Origin of the sequence: Pantoea sp. Ap-967 (assembly GCF_011752565.1) — a bacterium.
GTDB lineage: Bacteria > Pseudomonadota > Gammaproteobacteria > Pseudomonadales > Pseudomonadaceae > Aquipseudomonas.
The window spans coordinates 176,599-194,911 of sequence record NZ_VWXK01000008.1 but is presented as its reverse complement, the minus strand read 5'-3'; the positions used below and the strand labels follow the sequence as shown (position 1 = coordinate 194,911).

Annotated in this window: 17 protein-coding genes; 9 read left to right on the top strand and 8 right to left on the bottom strand. The window is 64.4% G+C overall.

The features are described from left to right. Positions 1-120: 120 nt before the first annotated feature. The 4 genes from F3J45_RS11350 to rpoE all read right to left on the bottom strand — a co-directional run bounded on the left by F3J45_RS11350 (position 121) and on the right by rpoE (position 3,939). Positions 121-1,560, bottom strand: a complete 1,440-nt coding sequence (locus tag F3J45_RS11350) for a DegQ family serine endoprotease (RefSeq protein WP_167061824.1) — start codon at positions 1,558-1,560, stop codon at positions 121-123. A gap of 188 nt (positions 1,561-1,748) precedes the next feature. Further along, a complete protein-coding gene (locus F3J45_RS11345; RefSeq protein ID WP_167061821.1) occupies positions 1,749-2,723 on the bottom strand; it encodes a MucB/RseB C-terminal domain-containing protein in 975 nt (324 codons plus the stop codon). 12 nt (positions 2,724-2,735) lie between these two features. Then, the gene (locus F3J45_RS11340) at positions 2,736-3,326 is read right to left on the bottom strand and encodes a sigma-E factor negative regulatory protein (RefSeq protein ID WP_167061818.1); all 591 of its coding nucleotides are present in this window, start codon (positions 3,324-3,326) and stop codon (positions 2,736-2,738) included. Positions 3,327-3,357: 31 nt separating this feature from the next. After that, complete coding sequence (gene rpoE, locus F3J45_RS11335) at positions 3,358-3,939, bottom strand: RNA polymerase sigma factor RpoE (RefSeq protein ID WP_003252049.1); 582 nt, start codon at positions 3,937-3,939, stop codon at positions 3,358-3,360. A 435-nt stretch (positions 3,940-4,374) separates the two neighbouring features. On the opposite strand from rpoE, the gene nadB reads away from it, so the two are divergent. Then, complete coding sequence (gene nadB, locus F3J45_RS11330) at positions 4,375-5,979, top strand: L-aspartate oxidase (RefSeq protein ID WP_167061815.1); 1,605 nt, start codon at positions 4,375-4,377, stop codon at positions 5,977-5,979. 102 nt (positions 5,980-6,081) lie between these two features. Here the strand turns inward: nadB and F3J45_RS11325 are convergent, their stop codons facing one another. Then, entirely contained in the window at positions 6,082-6,561 is a 480-nt protein-coding gene (locus F3J45_RS11325) for a protein YgfX (protein ID WP_167061812.1), read from the bottom strand. Then, positions 6,545-6,799, bottom strand: coding sequence for a succinate dehydrogenase assembly factor 2 (locus tag F3J45_RS11320; RefSeq protein ID WP_009684770.1), 255 nt, complete (start codon positions 6,797-6,799; stop codon positions 6,545-6,547). The genes F3J45_RS11325 and F3J45_RS11320 overlap by 17 nt, the downstream gene beginning before the upstream one ends. A 133-nt stretch (positions 6,800-6,932) precedes the next feature. Between F3J45_RS11320 and F3J45_RS11315 the strand changes: the two genes are divergently transcribed. Together F3J45_RS11315 and F3J45_RS11310 are read left to right on the top strand one after the other, a co-directional pair. Next, positions 6,933-7,874, top strand: coding sequence for a folate-binding protein YgfZ (locus F3J45_RS11315; protein ID WP_167061808.1), 942 nt, complete (start codon positions 6,933-6,935; stop codon positions 7,872-7,874). 31 nt (positions 7,875-7,905) lie between these two features. Then, positions 7,906-8,715 carry an HDOD domain-containing protein gene (locus F3J45_RS11310; RefSeq protein WP_167061805.1) on the top strand — a complete coding sequence of 270 codons (810 nt, stop codon included), beginning with the start codon at positions 7,906-7,908 and terminating at the stop codon, positions 8,713-8,715. Positions 8,716-8,809: 94 nt separating this feature from the next. Here F3J45_RS11310 and F3J45_RS11305 read toward each other — a convergent pair whose 3' ends face one another. Next, the gene (locus tag F3J45_RS11305) at positions 8,810-10,189 is read right to left on the bottom strand and encodes a sensor histidine kinase (protein ID WP_167061802.1); all 1,380 of its coding nucleotides are present in this window, start codon (positions 10,187-10,189) and stop codon (positions 8,810-8,812) included. Further along, positions 10,182-10,853 carry a response regulator gene (locus F3J45_RS11300; RefSeq protein ID WP_167061799.1) on the bottom strand — a complete coding sequence of 224 codons (672 nt, stop codon included), beginning with the start codon at positions 10,851-10,853 and terminating at the stop codon, positions 10,182-10,184. Before F3J45_RS11300 ends, F3J45_RS11305 begins: the two co-directional genes overlap by 8 nt. 199 nt (positions 10,854-11,052) lie before the next feature. Here F3J45_RS11300 and F3J45_RS11295 point away from each other — a divergent pair, with 199 nt between their 5' ends. From F3J45_RS11295 to F3J45_RS11270, 6 genes are all read left to right on the top strand, one after another. Then, positions 11,053-12,342 carry an OprD family porin gene (locus F3J45_RS11295; RefSeq protein ID WP_167061796.1) on the top strand — a complete coding sequence of 430 codons (1,290 nt, stop codon included), beginning with the start codon at positions 11,053-11,055 and terminating at the stop codon, positions 12,340-12,342. 31 nt (positions 12,343-12,373) lie between these two features. Beyond that, complete coding sequence (locus F3J45_RS11290) at positions 12,374-13,354, top strand: tripartite tricarboxylate transporter substrate binding protein (RefSeq protein WP_167061793.1); 981 nt, start codon at positions 12,374-12,376, stop codon at positions 13,352-13,354. A 148-nt stretch (positions 13,355-13,502) separates the two neighbouring features. Next, positions 13,503-13,961 (top strand): tripartite tricarboxylate transporter TctB family protein, encoded by a 459-nt coding sequence (locus F3J45_RS11285; RefSeq protein ID WP_167061790.1) that lies wholly within the window; start codon positions 13,503-13,505, stop codon positions 13,959-13,961. A gap of 3 nt (positions 13,962-13,964) precedes the next feature. Next, positions 13,965-15,479: a tripartite tricarboxylate transporter permease gene (locus F3J45_RS11280; RefSeq protein WP_167061787.1), complete on the top strand. Its 1,515-nt coding sequence runs from the start codon at positions 13,965-13,967 to the stop codon at positions 15,477-15,479. Between the two features lie 10 nt (positions 15,480-15,489). Next, positions 15,490-16,518, top strand: coding sequence for an AbrB family transcriptional regulator (locus F3J45_RS11275; protein WP_205300477.1), 1,029 nt, complete (start codon positions 15,490-15,492; stop codon positions 16,516-16,518). Positions 16,519-16,631: 113 nt separating this feature from the next. Further along, positions 16,632-18,311, top strand: coding sequence for a bifunctional UDP-sugar hydrolase/5'-nucleotidase (locus F3J45_RS11270; protein WP_167061781.1), 1,680 nt, complete (start codon positions 16,632-16,634; stop codon positions 18,309-18,311). Positions 18,312-18,313 lie beyond the last annotated feature (2 nt).

The following is an 18,313-nucleotide window of genomic DNA, read 5'->3' as shown; positions in this document are numbered from 1 at the left end:
CCTTAAGCAGTTGGGTTATGGGAGATTCCTCTGCCGAACTGTACACATCAATGGCGCGCGCAATTGTGAACTTTCATGAAAAAGGGCAGCCGAAGCTGCCCTTTTCACCTGGCAAACCGCTTATTCGGCGAGTTTGAAGGTGATGAAGCTGGCGCGCCCCTGGCGCAGCACGCGCATCGACACCGAACGGTTCTTCGGCAAGTCCTTGGCGATTTCAGTGAACTGCTTGGCCGAGGCGATGGCCTGGTTGTTCAGGTGGCTGATGACATCGCCCGGGCGCAGGCCGATCACCGCTGCCGGGCCATCCTGCACTTCCTTGATGACCACGCCGCCCTTGAGCTCCAGGGATTTCTTCTGCTCATCGGTCAGGTCCGACACGGACACGCCCAGGCGGTTGCTGCTGCGCTCGGCCTTGCCGTCGGCGCCGGTGCCGGTGCCGATGTCGGCATCGTCGTCAGGCATCGCGCCCACGGCGACGTCGAGGTTCTGGCGCTTGCCGTTGCGGATGATTTCCAGCTTGGCCTTCTCGCCATCTTTCAGGCTGCCCACCAGGTGCGGCAGGTCGGCGGACATGACGATCGGCTGGCCGTTCATGCTCAGGATCACGTCACCCACCTGCAAGCCACCCTTGGCTGCCGGGCCGTTTTCCAGCACCTGGGCTACCAGGGCACCGGCCGGCTTGTCCAGGCCGAACGACTCGGCCAGGTCCTTGTTGACCTCTTGAATCACCACGCCCAGCCAGCCGCGGCTGACCTTGCCGTCTTTCTTCAGCTGGTTGGAGACGTCGATGGCCACGTCGATCGGGATGGCGAAGGACAGGCCCATGAAGCCGCCGGAACGGGTGAAGATCTGCGAGTTGATACCCACCACCTCGCCTTTCATGTTGAACAGCGGGCCGCCGGAGTTACCCGGGTTGATGGCCACGTCGGTCTGGATGAACGGCACATAGGTGTCGTTGGGCAAGGTACGGCCCTTGGCGCTGACGATACCCTTGGTCACCGAGTGGTCGAAGCCGAACGGCGAACCGATGGCCAGCACCCACTCGCCCACCTTGAGTTTTTCCGAGTCACCCAGCTTGACCGTCGGCAGGTTCTTGCCATCGACCTTGAGCAGGGCCACGTCGGTGCGTGGGTCGGTGCCGATCAGCTTGGCTTGCAGCTCGCTGCGGTCCGACAGGCGAACGATGATCTCGTCGGCGTCCTGCACCACGTGGTTGTTGGTCAGCACGTAGCCATCGCTGGAGATGATGAAGCCCGAACCCAGCGACATGGCTTCGCGCTGGCGATCACCGCGTGGCGAACGGGGCTGCTGCGGCATGTTGCGCTCGAAGAACTCGCGGAACATCGGCGGCAGGCCTTCCAGGTCCGGCATCTGCCCGGCCGCCACGCGGCGGTCTGGCAGTTTCTGCTTGGTACTGATGTTGACCACCGCCGGCGAGGCCTGCTCGACCAGGGTGGTGAAGTCCGGCAGGGCTTCATCGGCCTGGGCAGTCAGCACCTGGCCGAGCATCAGCACGGCGGCGAACAGCGTTAGGTAGGATTTCAAGCGTGGTATTGACATACGGCTCCCGTCACAACGAGCGGTAGTTGGAAATAGCCCCTGCACAACGCAGGAAAGGCCAGGCTCCTGAAAGCCTGACCTATAGAAAATTTGCCAAAGGATTGCAAATGACAATGCTTTAATTTCATTTCAGCAGCGTGTCCGTCCGCCTTGGCATCGCCCTTGTACAGGGCCGTGAGGGCACGCCACTACTGGCTTGCCTGGGCATCCTGTGGGCGCATCGACAGTGCGACACGTTCTGCCGTACCCAGCGGAATCTCGCCGACCACGGTGACCTGAACCTTGCCCTTGGGCGTGTTCAGGCGCCGCGATACCGCCGAGGTCGGGCCCAGCTGGGTGCGCACATCGGTGCCGGCATCTTCCTTCACCGGTTCAAGGAACACCGAGAACCGCGCCAGGCCATCGTCGTACATGAGGCTGCTGATGGTGCTGTCACGCGCCGGGTCACGGCGCACCGAGCTGTTGATAAGCTCGAAGCCTGGCGGCAGCCAGTCCGAACGCCACCCGGCCACCACCTCGCTGGCACTGCTGGCCACCCGCTCCACCGGCTTGCAGGTGGCGCTGGCATGCAGGTCCTGGTCGCTGGGCGGGGTGTCGGTGTCCAGGCGGGTCATCTGGAAGCGCTCCAGCAGTTGCCCTTTGTCGTTGAGCATCAACGAACGCAGCGGCAGGCCGGTACGGCGGTCCAGGTTCAGTTCGAAAGCGTAGCGATGCTGGTCGCGCGGGGTCAGGGTAATGACCACCGCGTCACGGTCAGCGACACGGGCCTTGCCCGCGACGCTGAGGTCGTACCAGCTCATCAGCTTGAGGGGATCGAGCGAGCGCTGCGCAGCGTCTGGCGGGTTGTTCACGCCACTGGCGCCATTGGCAAGGCCGCCACTGACGCACTGTACCCTACCATCCACGCGCACGATTTCCTGGGCGGCGCCGTCGAGCTGCAACAAGCGCTCGCTGACTTTGCCGTCCTGCACACGGTGCCAGATATCGTGGGAAGAAAAGCTGCCGTTACGTTCGTAAACGAAGGAGCCCTGGTAACTCTGCTTTTGCTCGGCCTGTGCCAGCTTGTTCAACCATTGCGTCGCCTCGGGCGACGAGTTGGCTGCCAACGCTGGCACCGTCATGCAGCTGCCAATCAGCAGCGACAGGAGAGGTAGCGCGCGCATGATCCTCCTTACTTAGCGGTTTTCCAGGCTGGCGGCGCGGGCATACGGCAAGGCGGTTTCAGTACCCTTGAGCGCGGATTCCTGGGCATGCTGGCGCAGGTAGCCTGGCAGACGCTGATCCCAGCCGGCCTGGTTCTGCAGCACGCCGTTGGCCATTGGCCCGGTCGGTTGCTCACTGCTCTCACTATAGCCTGCCAGAACGGCCGGGCCCTGACTTTGTGGCATGCTCAGGCCCTGCTGGGCAGGTTGCTGGGCAGCCAGCTCGGCACCGGTGATTTCATCCTGGTTGTACAGGCGCACACCGGCCAGCACGGCAACGGTCACCGAAGCGGCCACGGCCAGGCGGCCAACGGTGCGCCATGGGCCCTGCTTGGCCTTCACCGGCACGGCCTCATCGGCCAGCGCCGCAGACACCGCCGAGGCGATATCCAGCTTGGGCAGCAGCAGTTCCTTGTGCATCGCTGCACGGGCAACCTGGTAACGCGACCAGGTGGCACGGGTTTCGGCATCGTCGACGGCGTTCAACACCCGACGCAATTCCAGTTCGTCCGCTTCGTTGTCCATCACCGCGGACAGCGATTCCTGCAAAGCTTCACGACTCATGGCGGTTCCTCTCTTGGCTGTCGCCGCTGTCTCAGGTTTCCTGCAACAACGGCTGCAGGGCTTTGTCTATGGCCTCCCGAGCGCGGAAGATTCGAGAGCGCACGGTACCCACCGGACATTGCATGACACTGGCAATGTCTTCGTAACTCAACCCATCGAACTCACGCAGGGTCAGGGCCGTGCGCAAATCTTCAGGCAGTTGCTGGATGGTGCGATGGACAGTGCCTTCGATTTCATCCCGCAACAACGAGCGCTCTGGGGACTCGAGATCCTTGAGACCATGATCGCCGTCGTAAAACTCCGCATCCTCGGAGCTCACATCGCTGTCTGGTGGCCGTCTTCCACGGGACACCAGGTAGTTCTTCGCCGTGTTGATGGCGATGCGGTACAGCCAGGTATAAAACGCACTGTCACCGCGGAAATTGCCAAGCGCACGGTAGGCCTTGATAAAGGCTTCCTGTGCTACATCCTGGGCCTCGTGGGTGTCGTGAACGAACCGCACGATCAACCCGAGAATCTTGTGCTGATACTTCAGCACCAACAGATCGAACGCTCGCCTGTCACCGCGCTGTACGCGCTCTACAAGCTGCTGATCCTCTTCCTGGGTTAGCATGAACACTCCTCAGTGAACTCGAAGGAGCGTTGCAACAGCCATCGTTCAGGCTTGCAACCATAGACTCGGGCTTTGCGCAAAAGTTCTCCCCTCCAAGCAAGTTTCCTGCGGCCCTTGGTCGGCTCGCACGGAAGACGCGGCGCGGTCACGGCCCGCTGCGTCGATAAACAGGTTTCGAATTACGCAGGTGTCAGCCCGGAAAGAGCTGCCGCCCTGCGTCGCCGCGGCAATGTGTGGCGTGCGGGCAGCCTTCATAGGATTTCCGGCCGTGTCGGAAAGTTCCCACGAAGATGCCGTAACGTCCCCAGTGGCATGGAAATTGGCCACCGCAGGCTGCTATAAAGGCAACCCGGCCTGCGTTCACGATAGTTTCACAATGCCATCTGCGCGTGACTATTGTGCCGCGCCCCTTCCAAAGATTACTAGTGTCCCGACATGAGCCAACAATTCCAACATGATGTCCTGGTGATCGGCAGCGGCGCCGCCGGTCTCAGCCTGGCACTGAACCTTCCCGCCCACCTGCGCATTGCCGTGCTGAGCAAGGGTGACCTGGCCAACGGCTCGACCTTCTGGGCCCAGGGCGGCGTCGCTGCCGTGCTCGACGACACCGACACCGTGCAGTCGCACGTCGAGGACACCCTCAATGCCGGCGGTGGCCTGTGCGACGAAGCGGCGGTGCGCTTCACCGTGGAACATAGCCGCGAAGCCATCCAGTGGCTGATCGAGCAAGGCGTGCCGTTCACCCGTGACGAGCACCACAGTGTCGACGATGGCGGTTTCGAGTTTCACCTGACCCGCGAGGGCGGCCATAGCCACCGGCGCATCATCCATGCCGCCGACGCCACCGGCGCTGCGATTTTCACCACCTTGCTGGAGCGTGCCCGGCAGCGCCCGAATATCGAGCTGCTGGAGCAACGGGTGGCGGTCGACCTGATCACCGAGCGGCGCCTGGGCCTGCCTGGCGAACGCTGCCTGGGCGCCTACGTGCTGAACCGCAACAGCGGCGAGGTCGACACCTTTGGCGCCCGCTTCACCGTGCTGGCCACCGGCGGCGCGGCCAAGGTCTACCTCTACACCAGCAACCCCGATGGCGCCTGCGGTGACGGCATCGCCATGGCCTGGCGCGCCGGCTGCCGGGTGGCCAACCTGGAATTCAACCAGTTCCACCCCACCTGCCTGTACCACCCCCAGGCCAAGAGCTTCCTGATTACCGAGGCCCTGCGCGGCGAAGGCGCCCTGCTGCGCCTACCCAACGGCGAGCGCTTCATGCCGCGCTTCGACCCACGCGAAGAACTGGCCCCGCGTGACATCGTCGCCCGCGCCATCGACCATGAAATGAAACGCCTGGGCGTGGACTGCGTGTACCTGGACATCACCCACAAGCCAGCCGAGTTCATCAAGAGCCATTTCCCCACGGTCTACGAGCGTTGCCTGGCCTTTGGCATCGACATCACCCGCCAGCCGATCCCGGTGGTGCCGGCAGCCCACTACACCTGTGGTGGCGTGATGGTGGACGATCGCGGCCACACCGATGTGCCGGGCCTGTACGCCATCGGCGAAACCAGCTTCACCGGCCTGCACGGGGCCAACCGCATGGCCAGCAACTCGTTGCTCGAATGCTTCGTCTACGGCCGCGCCGCGGCAGCGGACATCCAAGCTCACCTGGAGCAGATCGGCATGCCCAAGGCCCTGCCCTGCTGGGATGCCAGCCAGGTGACCGACTCCGATGAAGACGTGATCATTGCGCACAACTGGGACGAATTGCGGCGTTTCATGTGGGACTACGTGGGCATCGTGCGCACCAGCAAGCGCCTGCAGCGGGCCGAGCACCGGGTGCGCCTGCTGCTTGATGAGATCGACGAGTTCTACAGCAACTACAAGGTCAGCCGCGACCTGATCGAGTTGCGCAACCTGGCCCAGGTGGCCGAGCTGATGATTCGCTCGGCGATGCAGCGCAAGGAGAGCCGCGGGCTGCATTACACCCTGGATTACCCAGGGATGCTGCCAGAGGCCAGGGATACCATCCTCAGCCCCCTTTGAGCACTAAGCCGCCCTCTTCACAGAGGGCTTGCCCAAAAAACCTGGTAGGAGCGAGCAAAGCTCGCGATGGGGCCTCACAGGCAGGCTGATACCCTAAGCCAGTTAGATCGCATCGCGAGCTTTGCTCGCGCCTACCGGGAGGCCAAACCTTCTTCGGCTGAACTTCAGCCTCACCCGCAACCGCCGATGCGCGTCTGCCCCCAGGGCATCACGCGGCACGCACTGGCTCTGGCCGAACCATGCCCCTGCCCTGGCGAACCGCACCACCACCAACGCCGGCACCGCCACGCTGTCGCGGCACAGGCGCACCGGCTGCCAACCTTGCGCGCGACTGAACACCCGCCAGCCCTGGGGATCGCGGCGCAAGCCGGTCACGGCGTGGGGATCGGTCAACAGAATACGTCGGGGAATAGCCCAGCCAGCGTGGGCGAGGCAAGCGGCGGCGGCAGCACAGGCCAGCCACCAGGGGCAGGCGCTCAAGCACAAGGCCAGCAGGGCCAGGGCCTGGCAACCGAGGTAGGCCACCAGCAACAGGCGCGAGCCCTGCCAGCGGCACTCGAAGCATTCACTTGGGCTGGACACGGTCCAGAATGATGCGGACCATGCGCTGCAGCTCCGGGTCTTCGGACTCGGTGCGCTCCATGAACCAGCCGAACATGTCCTGATCCTCGCAGCTGAGCAGGCGCACGTAGAGCTCGCGGTCGGCTTCGTTGAGGGTCGGGTAGACCTCCTGGGTGAATGGCACCAGCAGTACGTCCAGTTCCAGCATGCCACGGCGGCTGTGCCAGAAAAGCCGGTTGAGTTCTGTTTGTTCGACCATGGGGCCCTCCTCGAATGGTCGCGCAGTATACCGCGCAGCGCGCGAAGCGACACCGGGCGTTGGTCTAGTCACCTACCTATTTTGTTACCGGCGTTCTATGATGGCCGCCAGTCTTTAGCCACCGCGATGACCCATGGCCGATTCCGCTTTCTTCAGCCCCCTGTCCCACGAGGGCATTCTCGCCGTCCGCGGCTCCGACGCCGGCAAGTTCCTGCAGGGCCAGCTGACCTGCAACATCAACTACCTGAGCCTTGAGCATGCCAGCCTCGGTGCCCGCTGCATGGTCAAGGGGCGCATGCAGTCGAGCTTCCGCATCCTGCCCGAAGGCAATGGCTTCCTGCTGGCCATGGCCAGCGAGCTGCTGGAGCCGCAACTGGCCGACCTGAAGAAATACGCCGTGTTCTCCAAGGCCACGCTGACCGATGAAAGCGCGGCCTGGGCCCGCTTCGGCCTGCAGGGTGGCGAGGCCGCGTTGCAAGCACTGGGCCTGGTCGTGCCGGACGAGCCTGGCAGCACCGTGCGCCATGATGGCCTGATCGCCATTGCCGTCTCTCCTGGCCGCGTCGAGCTCTGGGTGCCGGCGGACAACGCCGCCAGCGTGCGCGAGCAACTGGCCGCCGCCTTGCCCGAAGGCAGCCTCAACGACTGGCTGCTGGGGCAGGTCCGTGCCGGCATCGGCCAGGTCATGGGCCCAACCCGGGAATTGTTCATCCCGCAGATGATCAACCTGCAAGCTGTCGATGGCGTGAGCTTCAAGAAAGGCTGCTACACCGGCCAGGAAATCGTCGCGCGCATGCAGTACCTGGGCAAGCTCAAGCGCCGCCAGTACCGCCTGGCACTCGACCAGCAAGCCGTGCCGGCGCCGGGCGAGGAGATTTTCTCGCCCACCCACGGCTCGTCGGTCGGCGAGGTGGTATTGGCTGCCAGCACCGGCCAGGGCTGCGAGCTGCTGGCGGTGCTCAGCGCCGATTCGGTGGAGGACGACAACCTGCACCTGGGCAGCCTGGAAGGCCCACGCCTGCAGCTGTTGAGCCTGCCCTACGCGCTGGACCGCGACCGCGAAATCCAGCGCTGAAGAGTGCACCACCCTTGCCGTAGAGACGTTCATGAACAAGCTGGCCGAGATGGTTCAAGCGCAGTTGCTCGCTGCCATCGACAACGATGACCTGGTCCTGCCGACCCTGCCCGAGGTTGCCTTGAGCATTCGCGAGGCAGCCGAAGACAGCGAAATCAGCGTTGCCGCCCTGAGCAAGGTGATCGGCCGCGATGCCGCCCTTTCGGCACGCCTGATCAAGGTGGTCAACAGCCCGCTGCTGCGTGCGGCCGTGGAGGTCACCGACCTGCACACCGCCATTACCCGCCTGGGCATCAACTACAGCTGCAACCTGGCCATTGGCCTGGTGATCGAGCAGATCTTCCATGCCCGTTCTTCGGCAGTGGAGCAAAAGCTGCGCGATATCTGGTCGAACAGCCTGGAAGTGGCTGGCATCAGCTATGAATTGTGCCGCCGCTACACGCCCCAGTTGAAGCCCGACCAGGCGACCCTGGGCGGGCTGGTGAACCAGATCGGCGCGCTGCCGGTGCTGATCTATGCCGAGGAACACAACGAGCTGTTGTCGGACCCGGTGTGCCTGCACTACGTGATCGAACAGATCCAGCCGGTGCTGGGCGACAAGATTCTCTCTTCGTGGGAATTCCCCGAGCAACTGGTCAACCTGCCAAGCCAGGTACAGGACCTTGACCGCAGCACCGACAAGGTCGACTACATCGACGTGGTGCAGATCGCCAAGTGCCTGAGCCTGCGCGGGCGCAGCCGGCCACTGGCGGCACTGCCGGCCTATCGGCACCTGGGCTTGCCGTTTGGCACGGAGCTTGAGATGGGCGAGTTGCTGGAAGCGCGGAGCATGTTGCGCTAACGCATTTTTTCGCGAGCTGCGCTCGCTCCTACAGGGTTGCGCCAACCGGGTAGGAGCGAGCGCAGCTCGCGAAAGGGCCGGCCCAGGCAGCCCATCAATCGGCAATAAAACTCACCCGCACCTTCAACCCACCTTTCTCGCCATCATGCAGGCTGATCTGTGCCAGGTGCGCCCGGCAAATCTCGCCAACGATGGCCAGCCCCAGCCCACTGCCCTGCACCCCGCGCCGGTAAAACCGCTCGAACACGCGCTCGCGCTCATCTTCGGGAATTCCGGGCCCATCGTCCTCGACCTCCAGCACGGCAGGGGCCAATACCCGCAAAATCACATTACCGCCCGCCGGCGTATGCGCCAGCGCGTTGTCCATCAGGTTGCTCAGCAGCTCGTTGAGCAAGGTCGGCTCGCCCTTCAACCACACCGGCGCCTCGGCCTCAAGCGCCAGCGCCACCCCGCGCTTGTGCGCCAGCGGCGCCATGGCCATGCCCAGCTCACGGGCCAGCTGGCTCAAGTCCAGCCGCTGCGCCCCGCCTTCGGCAATCGCCCGGGCACCGTTCTCCACCCGGGCCAGCGACAACAACTGGTTGGCCAGGTGGGTCAGGCGGTCGGTGCCCTGAACTGCTGTTTCAAGGGTTTGCCGCCACTCCTGCGGCTGCTGCGAACGCAAGCCCAGCTCGACCCGCGCCTTCAGCGCGGCCAGTGGCGTGCGCAGTTCGTGGGCGGCCTCGGCGATGAACTGCGCCTGGCGCTCGAACTGCCCACGCAAGCGCTCGGTGAAGTGGTTCAAAGCCCGCACCAAAGGCCCCAGCTCGCGCTGCACCTGCACCACCGGCAGCGCCCGCAGGTCGTCTGGCTGGCGCTCCTCCACCGCCGTGCGCAGGCGCTCCAGCGGGCGCAGCGCGGCACTGACGGCAAACCAGACCATCACCAGCGCCCCCAGCGCCAGCATGCCCAGGCGCAGCAGCGTATCGGCCATCAGCCCCCTGGCCATGCGCACCCGCGCCTCCTCGGTTTCGGCCACGCGAATTTCCGCCATGCCGTTCATGTTCGGCTCGCTCACCGCCTTGAGCAGGCTGACCACGCGCACGTCCTGGCCCAGGTAGGTGGCGTTGTAGAAGCGCGCCAGGGCTGGGTAATCGTCGGTACGCGGGGTGTCGGGCGGCGGTGGCGGCAGGTGCTCGTAACCGGAAATCAGCTTCTGCTCGATGTCCAGCACCTGGTAGTAGATTCGCCCGGCACTGTCGTAGGCAAAGGTGTCCAGCGCCACATAGGGCACATCGGCGCTCAGGGTACCGTCACGCTGGGACAGCCCGGCGGCAATGGTCCGCGCCGAGGCCAGCAGGGTGCGGTCGTAGGCGGTATCGGCCGCTTCACGGCCATTCCAGTAGGCGCTCAGGCCGCTGGCCAGCATCAGCACCACCAGCAGCAGCGCCAGGTTGCCCACCAGCCGCCCGCGCAGGCTGCCATTGTCACGCATCGCGGTGCTCAAGCAGGTAGCCCAGGCCGCGGAAGGTGACGATGGCCACCGGGTGGCCATCGAGTTTCTTGCGCAGGCGGTGGATGTAGATTTCGATGGCATCGGGGCTGGCTTCTTCGTCCAGGCCAAACACCTGGGCTGCCAGTTGCTCTTTGCTCATCACCCGGCCCGGGCGGGCAATCAGGGCTTCGAGCACGCTCTGCTCGCGGGAAGTCAGGGTGAGGTTGTCGTCCCCCAGGCTGAAACGCCGGGTGTCCAGGTCGTACACCAGCGGCCCGCAGCGTTGCTGGCGTTCGCCACCGAGCACGCTGCGCCGCAACAGGGCCTTGACCCGCGCCTCCAGCTCGGTGAGTTCGAACGGCTTGGCCAGGTAGTCATCGGCGCCCAGGTTCAGCCCGTGGACCCGGTCCTTGACGTCGCTGCGTGCGGTCAGCATCAGCACCGGCAGGGTTTTGCCACGGCTGCGCAGGCGCGCCAGCACCTCGAAACCGTCCATGCGCGGCAGGCCCACGTCAAGAACGGCAACGGCGTATTCCTCGCTGGCCAGGGCCAGGTCGGCGGCCACGCCATCGTGGAGTACGTCCACGGTCAGGCCATGGCTTTTCAAGGCCTGGGCCACGCTGTCAGCCAGTTGCAGATGGTCTTCGACCAGCAGCACACGCATCGGATTCTCCCTGCTCGGGTGGGGCGGTGGCGCGGAGTGTACCGCTGAAGTCAAGGCTGTGAAGCCCCTTGTAACAAACCTTTCGCGCTGAAAGGTTCACGAAAGGTTCGTTACCTAGCATCGCACCACGGTTGCCCCACGCGCCGAAAAAAGCACCAGCAAGGTGCAACGAACAAGAATAAAAAACGGAGTCATCCCGATGCTGTCATTGCAGCCTCAGGCGTTCGCGCCTAGCCGTTCCCTGTCCGCACGCCCCTCTGCCATCGCCAGCGCCCTGGCGCTCGCCGGCGTCGCCCCGCTGAGCCAGGCCGCCTTCCTCGAAGACAGCACGGCCACCTTCGAAACCCGCAACATGTACTTCAACCGCGATTTTCGCGACGGCACCAGCGCGCAGCAGTCCAAGCGCGACGAGTGGGCCCAGGGCTTCATGCTCAACTTCGAGTCCGGCTACACCGACGGCACCGTGGGCTTCGGCCTGGACGCCCTGGGAATGCTGGGCATCAAGCTCGACTCCAGCCCCGACCGTACCGGCACCGGCCTGCTGCCCACCCATGACGACGGCAAGGCGGCCAACGAGTATTCCAAGCTCGGCCTGACCGGCAAGGTGAAGATCTCCAAGACCGAACTGAAAGTCGGCACGCTGATTCCCGAACTGCCGACCCTGCAGCCCAACGACGGGCGCATCCTGCCGCAGACCTTCGAAGGCGGCCTGCTCACCTCCCAGGAAATCAAGGGCCTGACCTTCACCGGCGGGCGCCTGGACAAAGCCAAGGACCGCAACGACACCAACTGGGAAGACCTGGCCCTGAACAACAAGAACGGCCGCTTCGGTGGCAGTTTCAGCGCCGACAACCTCGACCTGGCGGGCCTGGACTACAAGTTCACCGACCGTATCGCCGGCAGCTACCACTTCGCCCAGCTCGACGACATCTACCGCCAGCACTTCATCGGCATGGTCGCCAGCCAGCCCTGGGGCCCTGGCACCTTCGGCGCCGATGTGCGCCTGGCGATCAGCGACGATGCCGGCGCGGCCAAGGCCGGGCGCATCGACAACACCACCTTCAACACCCTGCTCAGCTACAGCCTGGGCGGGCACAAGGTCAGCGCCGCCTGGCAGCAGCTGTCGGGCGACAGCGCCTTCCCGTACATCGATGGCGCCGACCCGTACCTGGTCAACTTCGTCCAGATCAACGACTTCGCCGGGGCCGACGAACGCTCCTGGCAGGCGCGCTACGACTACAACTTCGCCGCACTCGGCATCCCTGGCCTGACCTTCATGACCCGCTACATCAACGGCGACAACGTCAGCCGCGCCGCCGGTGGCGAGGGCAAGGAGTGGGAACGCAACACCGAACTCAAGTACGTGGTACAAAGCGGCGCGCTGAAAAACGTCGCCGTGCGCCTGCGCAACGCCACCTTCCGCTCCAACTTCGCCCGCGACGCCGACGAAGTGCGGCTGCTGGTGAGCTACAGCGTCGCGCTGTGGTAACCCATAACAACAACGCTCACGGAGACATTCGATGACCTTTTCACTGCGCCGCCTCGTCCTCGCCACCGGCTGCCTGCTGCTGGCCGGCAATGCCCTCGCCGCCGAACCGAAACGCCCTGAATGCATCGCCCCGGCCTCGCCCGGCGGCGGCTTCGACCTGACCTGCAAGCTGGTGCAGAGCGCCCTGGTGCAGGAAAAGATCCTCAGCAAGCCGATGCGCGTCACCTACATGCCCGGCGGCGTTGGTGCCGTGGCCTACAACGCCGTGGTCGCCCAGCGCCCGGCCGACGCCGGCACCCTGGTGGCCTGGTCCAGCGGTTCGCTGCTGAACCTGGCCCAGGGCAAGTTCGGCCGCTTCGACGAGAACGCGGTGAAATGGCTGGCGGCGGTCGGCACCAGCTACGGTGCCATCGCGGTGAAGAATGACTCGCCCTACAAAACCCTCGACGACCTGGTCGCCGCCCTGAAGAAGGACCCGAGCAAGGTCGTGATCGGCTCCGGCGGCACCGTCGGCAGCCAGGACTGGATGCAAACCGCACTGATCGCCAAGGCCGCCGGCATCAACCCGCGCGACCTGCGCTACGTGGCCCTGGAAGGCGGCGGCGAGATCGCCACCGCGCTGCTGGGCGGGCACATCCAGGTGGGCTCCACCGACATTTCCGACTCCATGCCGCACATCCAGAGCGGCAACATGCGCATTCTCGCGGTGTTCTCGGAAAACCGCCTGGACGAGCCGGAGATGAAGAACATCCCCACCGCCAAGGAACAGGGCTACGACATCGTCTGGCCAGTGGTGCGTGGCTTCTACCTTGGGCCAAAGGTGAGCGACGAGGAATACGCCTGGTGGAAGGACTCCTTCGACAAGATGCTGGCCTCGCAAGACTTCGCCAAGCTGCGTGACCAGCGCGAGCTGTTCCCGTTCGCCATGACCGGTGAAGAACTGGACGGCTATGTGAAGAAGCAGGTGGCGGACTACAAATCGCTGGCCAAGGAATTCGGGCTGATTCAGTAAGCCACCCGAGAGCTGTCATCGATCCCTGTGGGAGCGGGCTTGCCCGCGAAGCAAGCACCGCGATGCATGGCACCGGCTATGCCGGTGTTCGCGGGCAAGCCCGCTCCCACAGGGCCCGTGTCGCGCCTTAAACCACGAGGATTTCTGCATGATCCTGCAACGCATTTTCGCCCTGGCCCTGCTGGCGGTGTGCGCCGCCCTGGCCGTGATGGCCTGGCCCTACCAGGCCGCGTTTTCCTATGAGCCAGTGGGCCCGCGCGCCTACCCGCTGCTGATGCTCGGCCTGATGAGCCTGGGCCTTTTGTACCTGGCCGTTCGCCCAACGCCCATCGTGCGCAAGGACGACGAACCCGAACTGGACCGGGAAACCCTGATCAAGATCGGCGTGTGCGTCGGCCTGCTGATCGTGTTCGCCGGCACCTTCGAACCCCTGGGCTTCATCCTCAGCGCCATTCTGGTCGGTATCCCCATGGCCCGCCTGTACGGCGGCCGCTGGCTGCACAGCAGCCTGGTGGTGGTGGGCATGAGCCTGCTGCTGTACTGGCTGTTCGACCGCGTCATGGACGTCCCCCTGCCCCTGGGCCTGCTGAGCGTACTGGAGAACTGACACATGGATACCTTGAGCTACCTGGGCCAGGGCTTCGGCGTCGCCCTGAGCCCCTACAACCTGGTCACCGCCTTGTCTGGCACCTTGATCGGCACCGTGGTCGGCCTGCTGCCGGGCCTGGGCCCGATCAACGGCGTGGCCTTGCTGATTCCGATCGCCTTCGCCCTCGGCCTGCCGCCTGAGTCGGCGCTGATCCTGCTGGCTGCGGTGTACCTGGGCTGCGAGTACGGCGGGCGGATCAGCTCGATCCTGCTGAACATCCCGGGCGAAGCGTCGACCGTGATGACCACCCTGGACGGCTACCCCATGGCGCGCCAGGGCCTGGCTGGCGTGGCTTTGTCGCTGTCGGCCTGGAGTTCGTTCATCGGCGCCCTGATTGCCACCTGCGGCATGGTCCTGTTCGCCCCGCTGCTGGCCAAATGGGCGATCGCCTTTGGCCCGGCGGAATATTTCGTGCTGATGGTGTTCGCCATCGTCTGCCTGGGCGGCATGGCCGGCGACAAACCCCTGAAGACCTTCATCGCCGCGCTGATCGGCCTGTTCCTGTCGGCGGTCGGCATCGACGCCAACAGCGGCGTGTACCGCTTCACCGGTGACAGCGTGCACCTGGCCGACGGCATTCAGTTCGTGGTGCTGGTGCTGGGCCTGTTCTCCATCAGCGAGATCCTGCTGTTGCTGGAAAAAACCCACCATGGCCACCAGGCGGTCAAGGCCACGGGGCGCATGCTGTTCAACTTCAAGGAAGCGGCCTCGGTGTTCGTGGTGAATATCCGCTGCGGCCTGCTCGGCTTCATCATGGGCGTGCTGCCCGGTGCCGGTGCCACCCTGGCCAGCGCCGTGGCCTACATGACCGAGAAGCGCATTGCCGGCACCACGGGCAAATTCGGCAAGGGTGACGCCCGTGGCCTGGCGGCCCCGGAAACCGCCATCGGTGCCTCCTGCTGCGGCGCCCTGGTGCCGATGCTGACCCTGGGCGTACCAGGCTCGGGCACCACGGCGGTGATGATCGGTGCACTGACCCTGTACAACATCACCCCAGGCCCGCTGCTGTTCGAACAGCAACCGGACATCGTCTGGGGCCTGATCGCCTCGCTGTTCATCGCCAACATCATGCTGGTGATCCTGAACATTCCGATGATCCGCATCTTCACCCGCATCCTTGCCGTGCCGAACTGGGCGCTGGTGCCGGTGATCGCCATCATCACCGCCATCGGCGTCTACGCCGTGCACGCCACCACCTTCGACCTGTTCCTGATGGTGGGCATCGGCATCATGGGCTACATCCTGCGCAAGCTGGACTTCCCGCTGTCGCCGATCCTGCTCGGGTTCATCCTCGGTGGGCTGATGGAGCAGAACCTGCGCCGCGCGCTGTCGATCTCCAACGGCGAACTGGGCATCCTCTGGTCCAGCCCGATCAGCCTGTCGGTGTGGGTGCTGACGATCTGCATGCTGACCCTGCCGCTGCTGCGCATCTGGCGCAAGCGCAGCCAACAGCGCCGGGCCCTGGCCGATGCCTGACCGGCGGCCAATGCCACTGTTCGTTGCCACCGGGCTGGTCGGCCTTGCAGGCGGTTATGCCGCCAGCAAGGTCGGCTGGCCCTTGCCGTGGATGGTCGGCTCGCTGTTGGCGATCATCCTGGTGCGCTGCCTGACGCCCTGGCAGCTGTCGGAAATCCCCAACGGACGCAAGTGCGGCCAATGCATCATCGGCATCGGCATTGGCCTGCATTTCACCCCGGCGGTGATCGAACAGGTTGCCAGCCACTTTCTGCTGATTGTCTTCGGCGCGCTGTTCACCACCCTGTCCAGCGGGATCAGCGTGTGGCTGCTGCGGCGCACCGGCGAGGACCGCGCCACGGCGTTTTTCGCCAGCATGCCCGGCGGCTCGGGGGAAATGGTCAACCTCGGCGCGCGCAATGGCGCCGTGCTCAGCCAGGTAGCAGCGGCCCAGAGCCTGCGCGTGCTGGCCGTGGTGCTGTGCGTACCGGCGCTGTTCAAGTTCCTGCTCGGTGATGGCGTGCCGCTGAACCATGCCGGCAGCGTGAGCTGGGGCTGGCTGGCGGTGATCGTGCCGCTGGGCGTGGCCATGGGGTTTGCCTGGCAACGCTTGCGCCAACCCAACCCATGGCTGTTCGGGCCTTTGCTGGTGGCGGCTTCGCTGAGCCTGGCGGGCAACCTGCAGATCGCCTTGCCCAATGGCGCCAGCCAGATCGGCCAATGGCTGATCGGCAGCGGCCTGGCCTGCCACTTCAACCGGGCGTTCTTTCGCCGTGCGCCGTCGTTTCTTGGGCGCACGCTGGTGGCCACGGGGTTGTGCATGGCGATTGCCGGCAGCGCGGCCTGGGGCTTGAGCGTGATGACTGAACTGGACCTGCGCTCGCTGACCCTGGGCATGATGCCTGGCGGCATCGCGGAGATGAGCCTGACGGCGGAAACCTTGCAGCTGTCGGTGCCACTGGTTACAGCGCTGCAGGTGATGCGCTTGCTGTTCGTGCTGTTTCTGGCCGAGCCGTTGTTCCGCTGCTGGAAAAGAACTACCGCTGAATCCGCACGGTAGACGCACACAACACGCCTTTTCCGATGTTCTGAGCCTTGCACCGCCATTAAGTTTTGCTTGCCTGCCCACAGCCGGGGCAGGCAAACAAAGCCAAGTTCAGATCGGAGAAATGAATGAGTCCAAGACGTACTGGATGCATGGCCATCACTTGGGCATGCCTGGCAATGGGCGCAAACTACTCGATTGCCGCATCGCTTCCCACTACCCGTATCAATGTGGTTGCCATCAACGACCTGCATGGCTATCTGGAGGCCAGCCCGCAACGCTATCGCAACACTGGCGATGCACTGGACGACCGCCCCTACGGCGGAGTCGCCGCCCTGGGTGCACTGCTTGACGAACTGCGGGCAGAAGACCCTGACCTGCTGTTCATCGGCGCGGGTGACCTGATAGGCGCCAGCCCTGCCATTTCCTCGCTATGGGCCGATGAACCGGTGCTCGAGGCGTTGAACAAGATGGGCATGATCACCAGCGCGGCGGGCAACCATGAATTCGACGCTGGCAAAGTCGAGCTCCTGAGGCAGGTAAACGGCGGCTGCGAATCACCACGCCCGGACAAAGCCTGCAAACTGCGCGGGGATTACACGGGCAGTGGCTTTCCGTACATCGCCGCCAACCTGATCGACACGGATACCGGCAAGCGCCTGCTGCCGGCTTACCACATAGCGCACGCCAAAGGCGTGAAAATCGCCTTCGTCGGCGCGGTGCTCAAGGAAATGTCGACCGTGGTGACGAAGAGCGGGTTCGCGGGCCTTAAGGTCATCGACGAGGCCGATGCAATCAACAGCCTGCTCCCCGAGCTCCAAGCCCAGGGGGTCAATGCCATCGTGGCAGTCATTCACCAGGGCGGGCACACGCAAGAGCCCTTCGATCAGCGTAACTGCAAGCAACTGGAGGGCCGCATCGTGGATGTGGCGAAACGGCTGGAAGGTGCCGTGGACGCCCTGGTCAGCGGGCATACCCACCAGGGCTACCAGTGCAGCGTCGGCGAGCTGACCGTGACCCAGGCAGGTGAGTACGGGCAGTTTCTTACACAGTTGACGCTGGACGTCACCCCTGGAACGCACGAGGTCACAGGGATTTCCACCAGGAACCTGATCGTGGACCCGGAGCGCTTGAAGCCCAACGATGGGTTGGTCGCGCTGGTGAGTGAGCTTCGCGAACGGACACAGTCCAGGCTGAGCGAACGGGTCGGGCAGCTCGCATTACCGGCACTGACTCGCGTACACAATGCTGCGGGGGAAAGCACCTTGGGTAACCTGATCACCGACGCCCAACTGGCAAGGACTGCCGAACAGGGCGCACAGATTGCGTTCGCCAACCCGGGTGGCTTGCGTGCCGACCTGCACCAGCCCAAGGGTGGCTTCCTGACCTTTGAGCAACTGTATGCCGTGCAACCCTTTTCCAACACCCTGGTGCTTCAGGACCTGACGGGGGCGCAGCTCGTAGCGTTACTCAACCAGCAATGGTCCCTGGGTACCTTCCTGCCTCTACAGGTGTCCACCGGTTTCTATTATGAGTGGGACCCTGGCGCACCGGAGCAGAACCGCGTGGTGCCAGGCAGCCTGCGGCTCAATGGCCAACCAGTGGTCCCCGAGAACCACTACCGCGTGGTGGCCAACAGTTTCCTTGCCTATGGTGGTAACGGTTTCAAGGTATTCGAAACTGCGGCACGGCAGGAAGACACCGGCATACTGGACCTGGATGCCTTGACCCAGTACACCCGGTTGCAGGATGAGCGCGGTATCGCCGTGGGAGGCCAGCAGGCGCCGCGCATCGGCTTGGTGAACTAGAG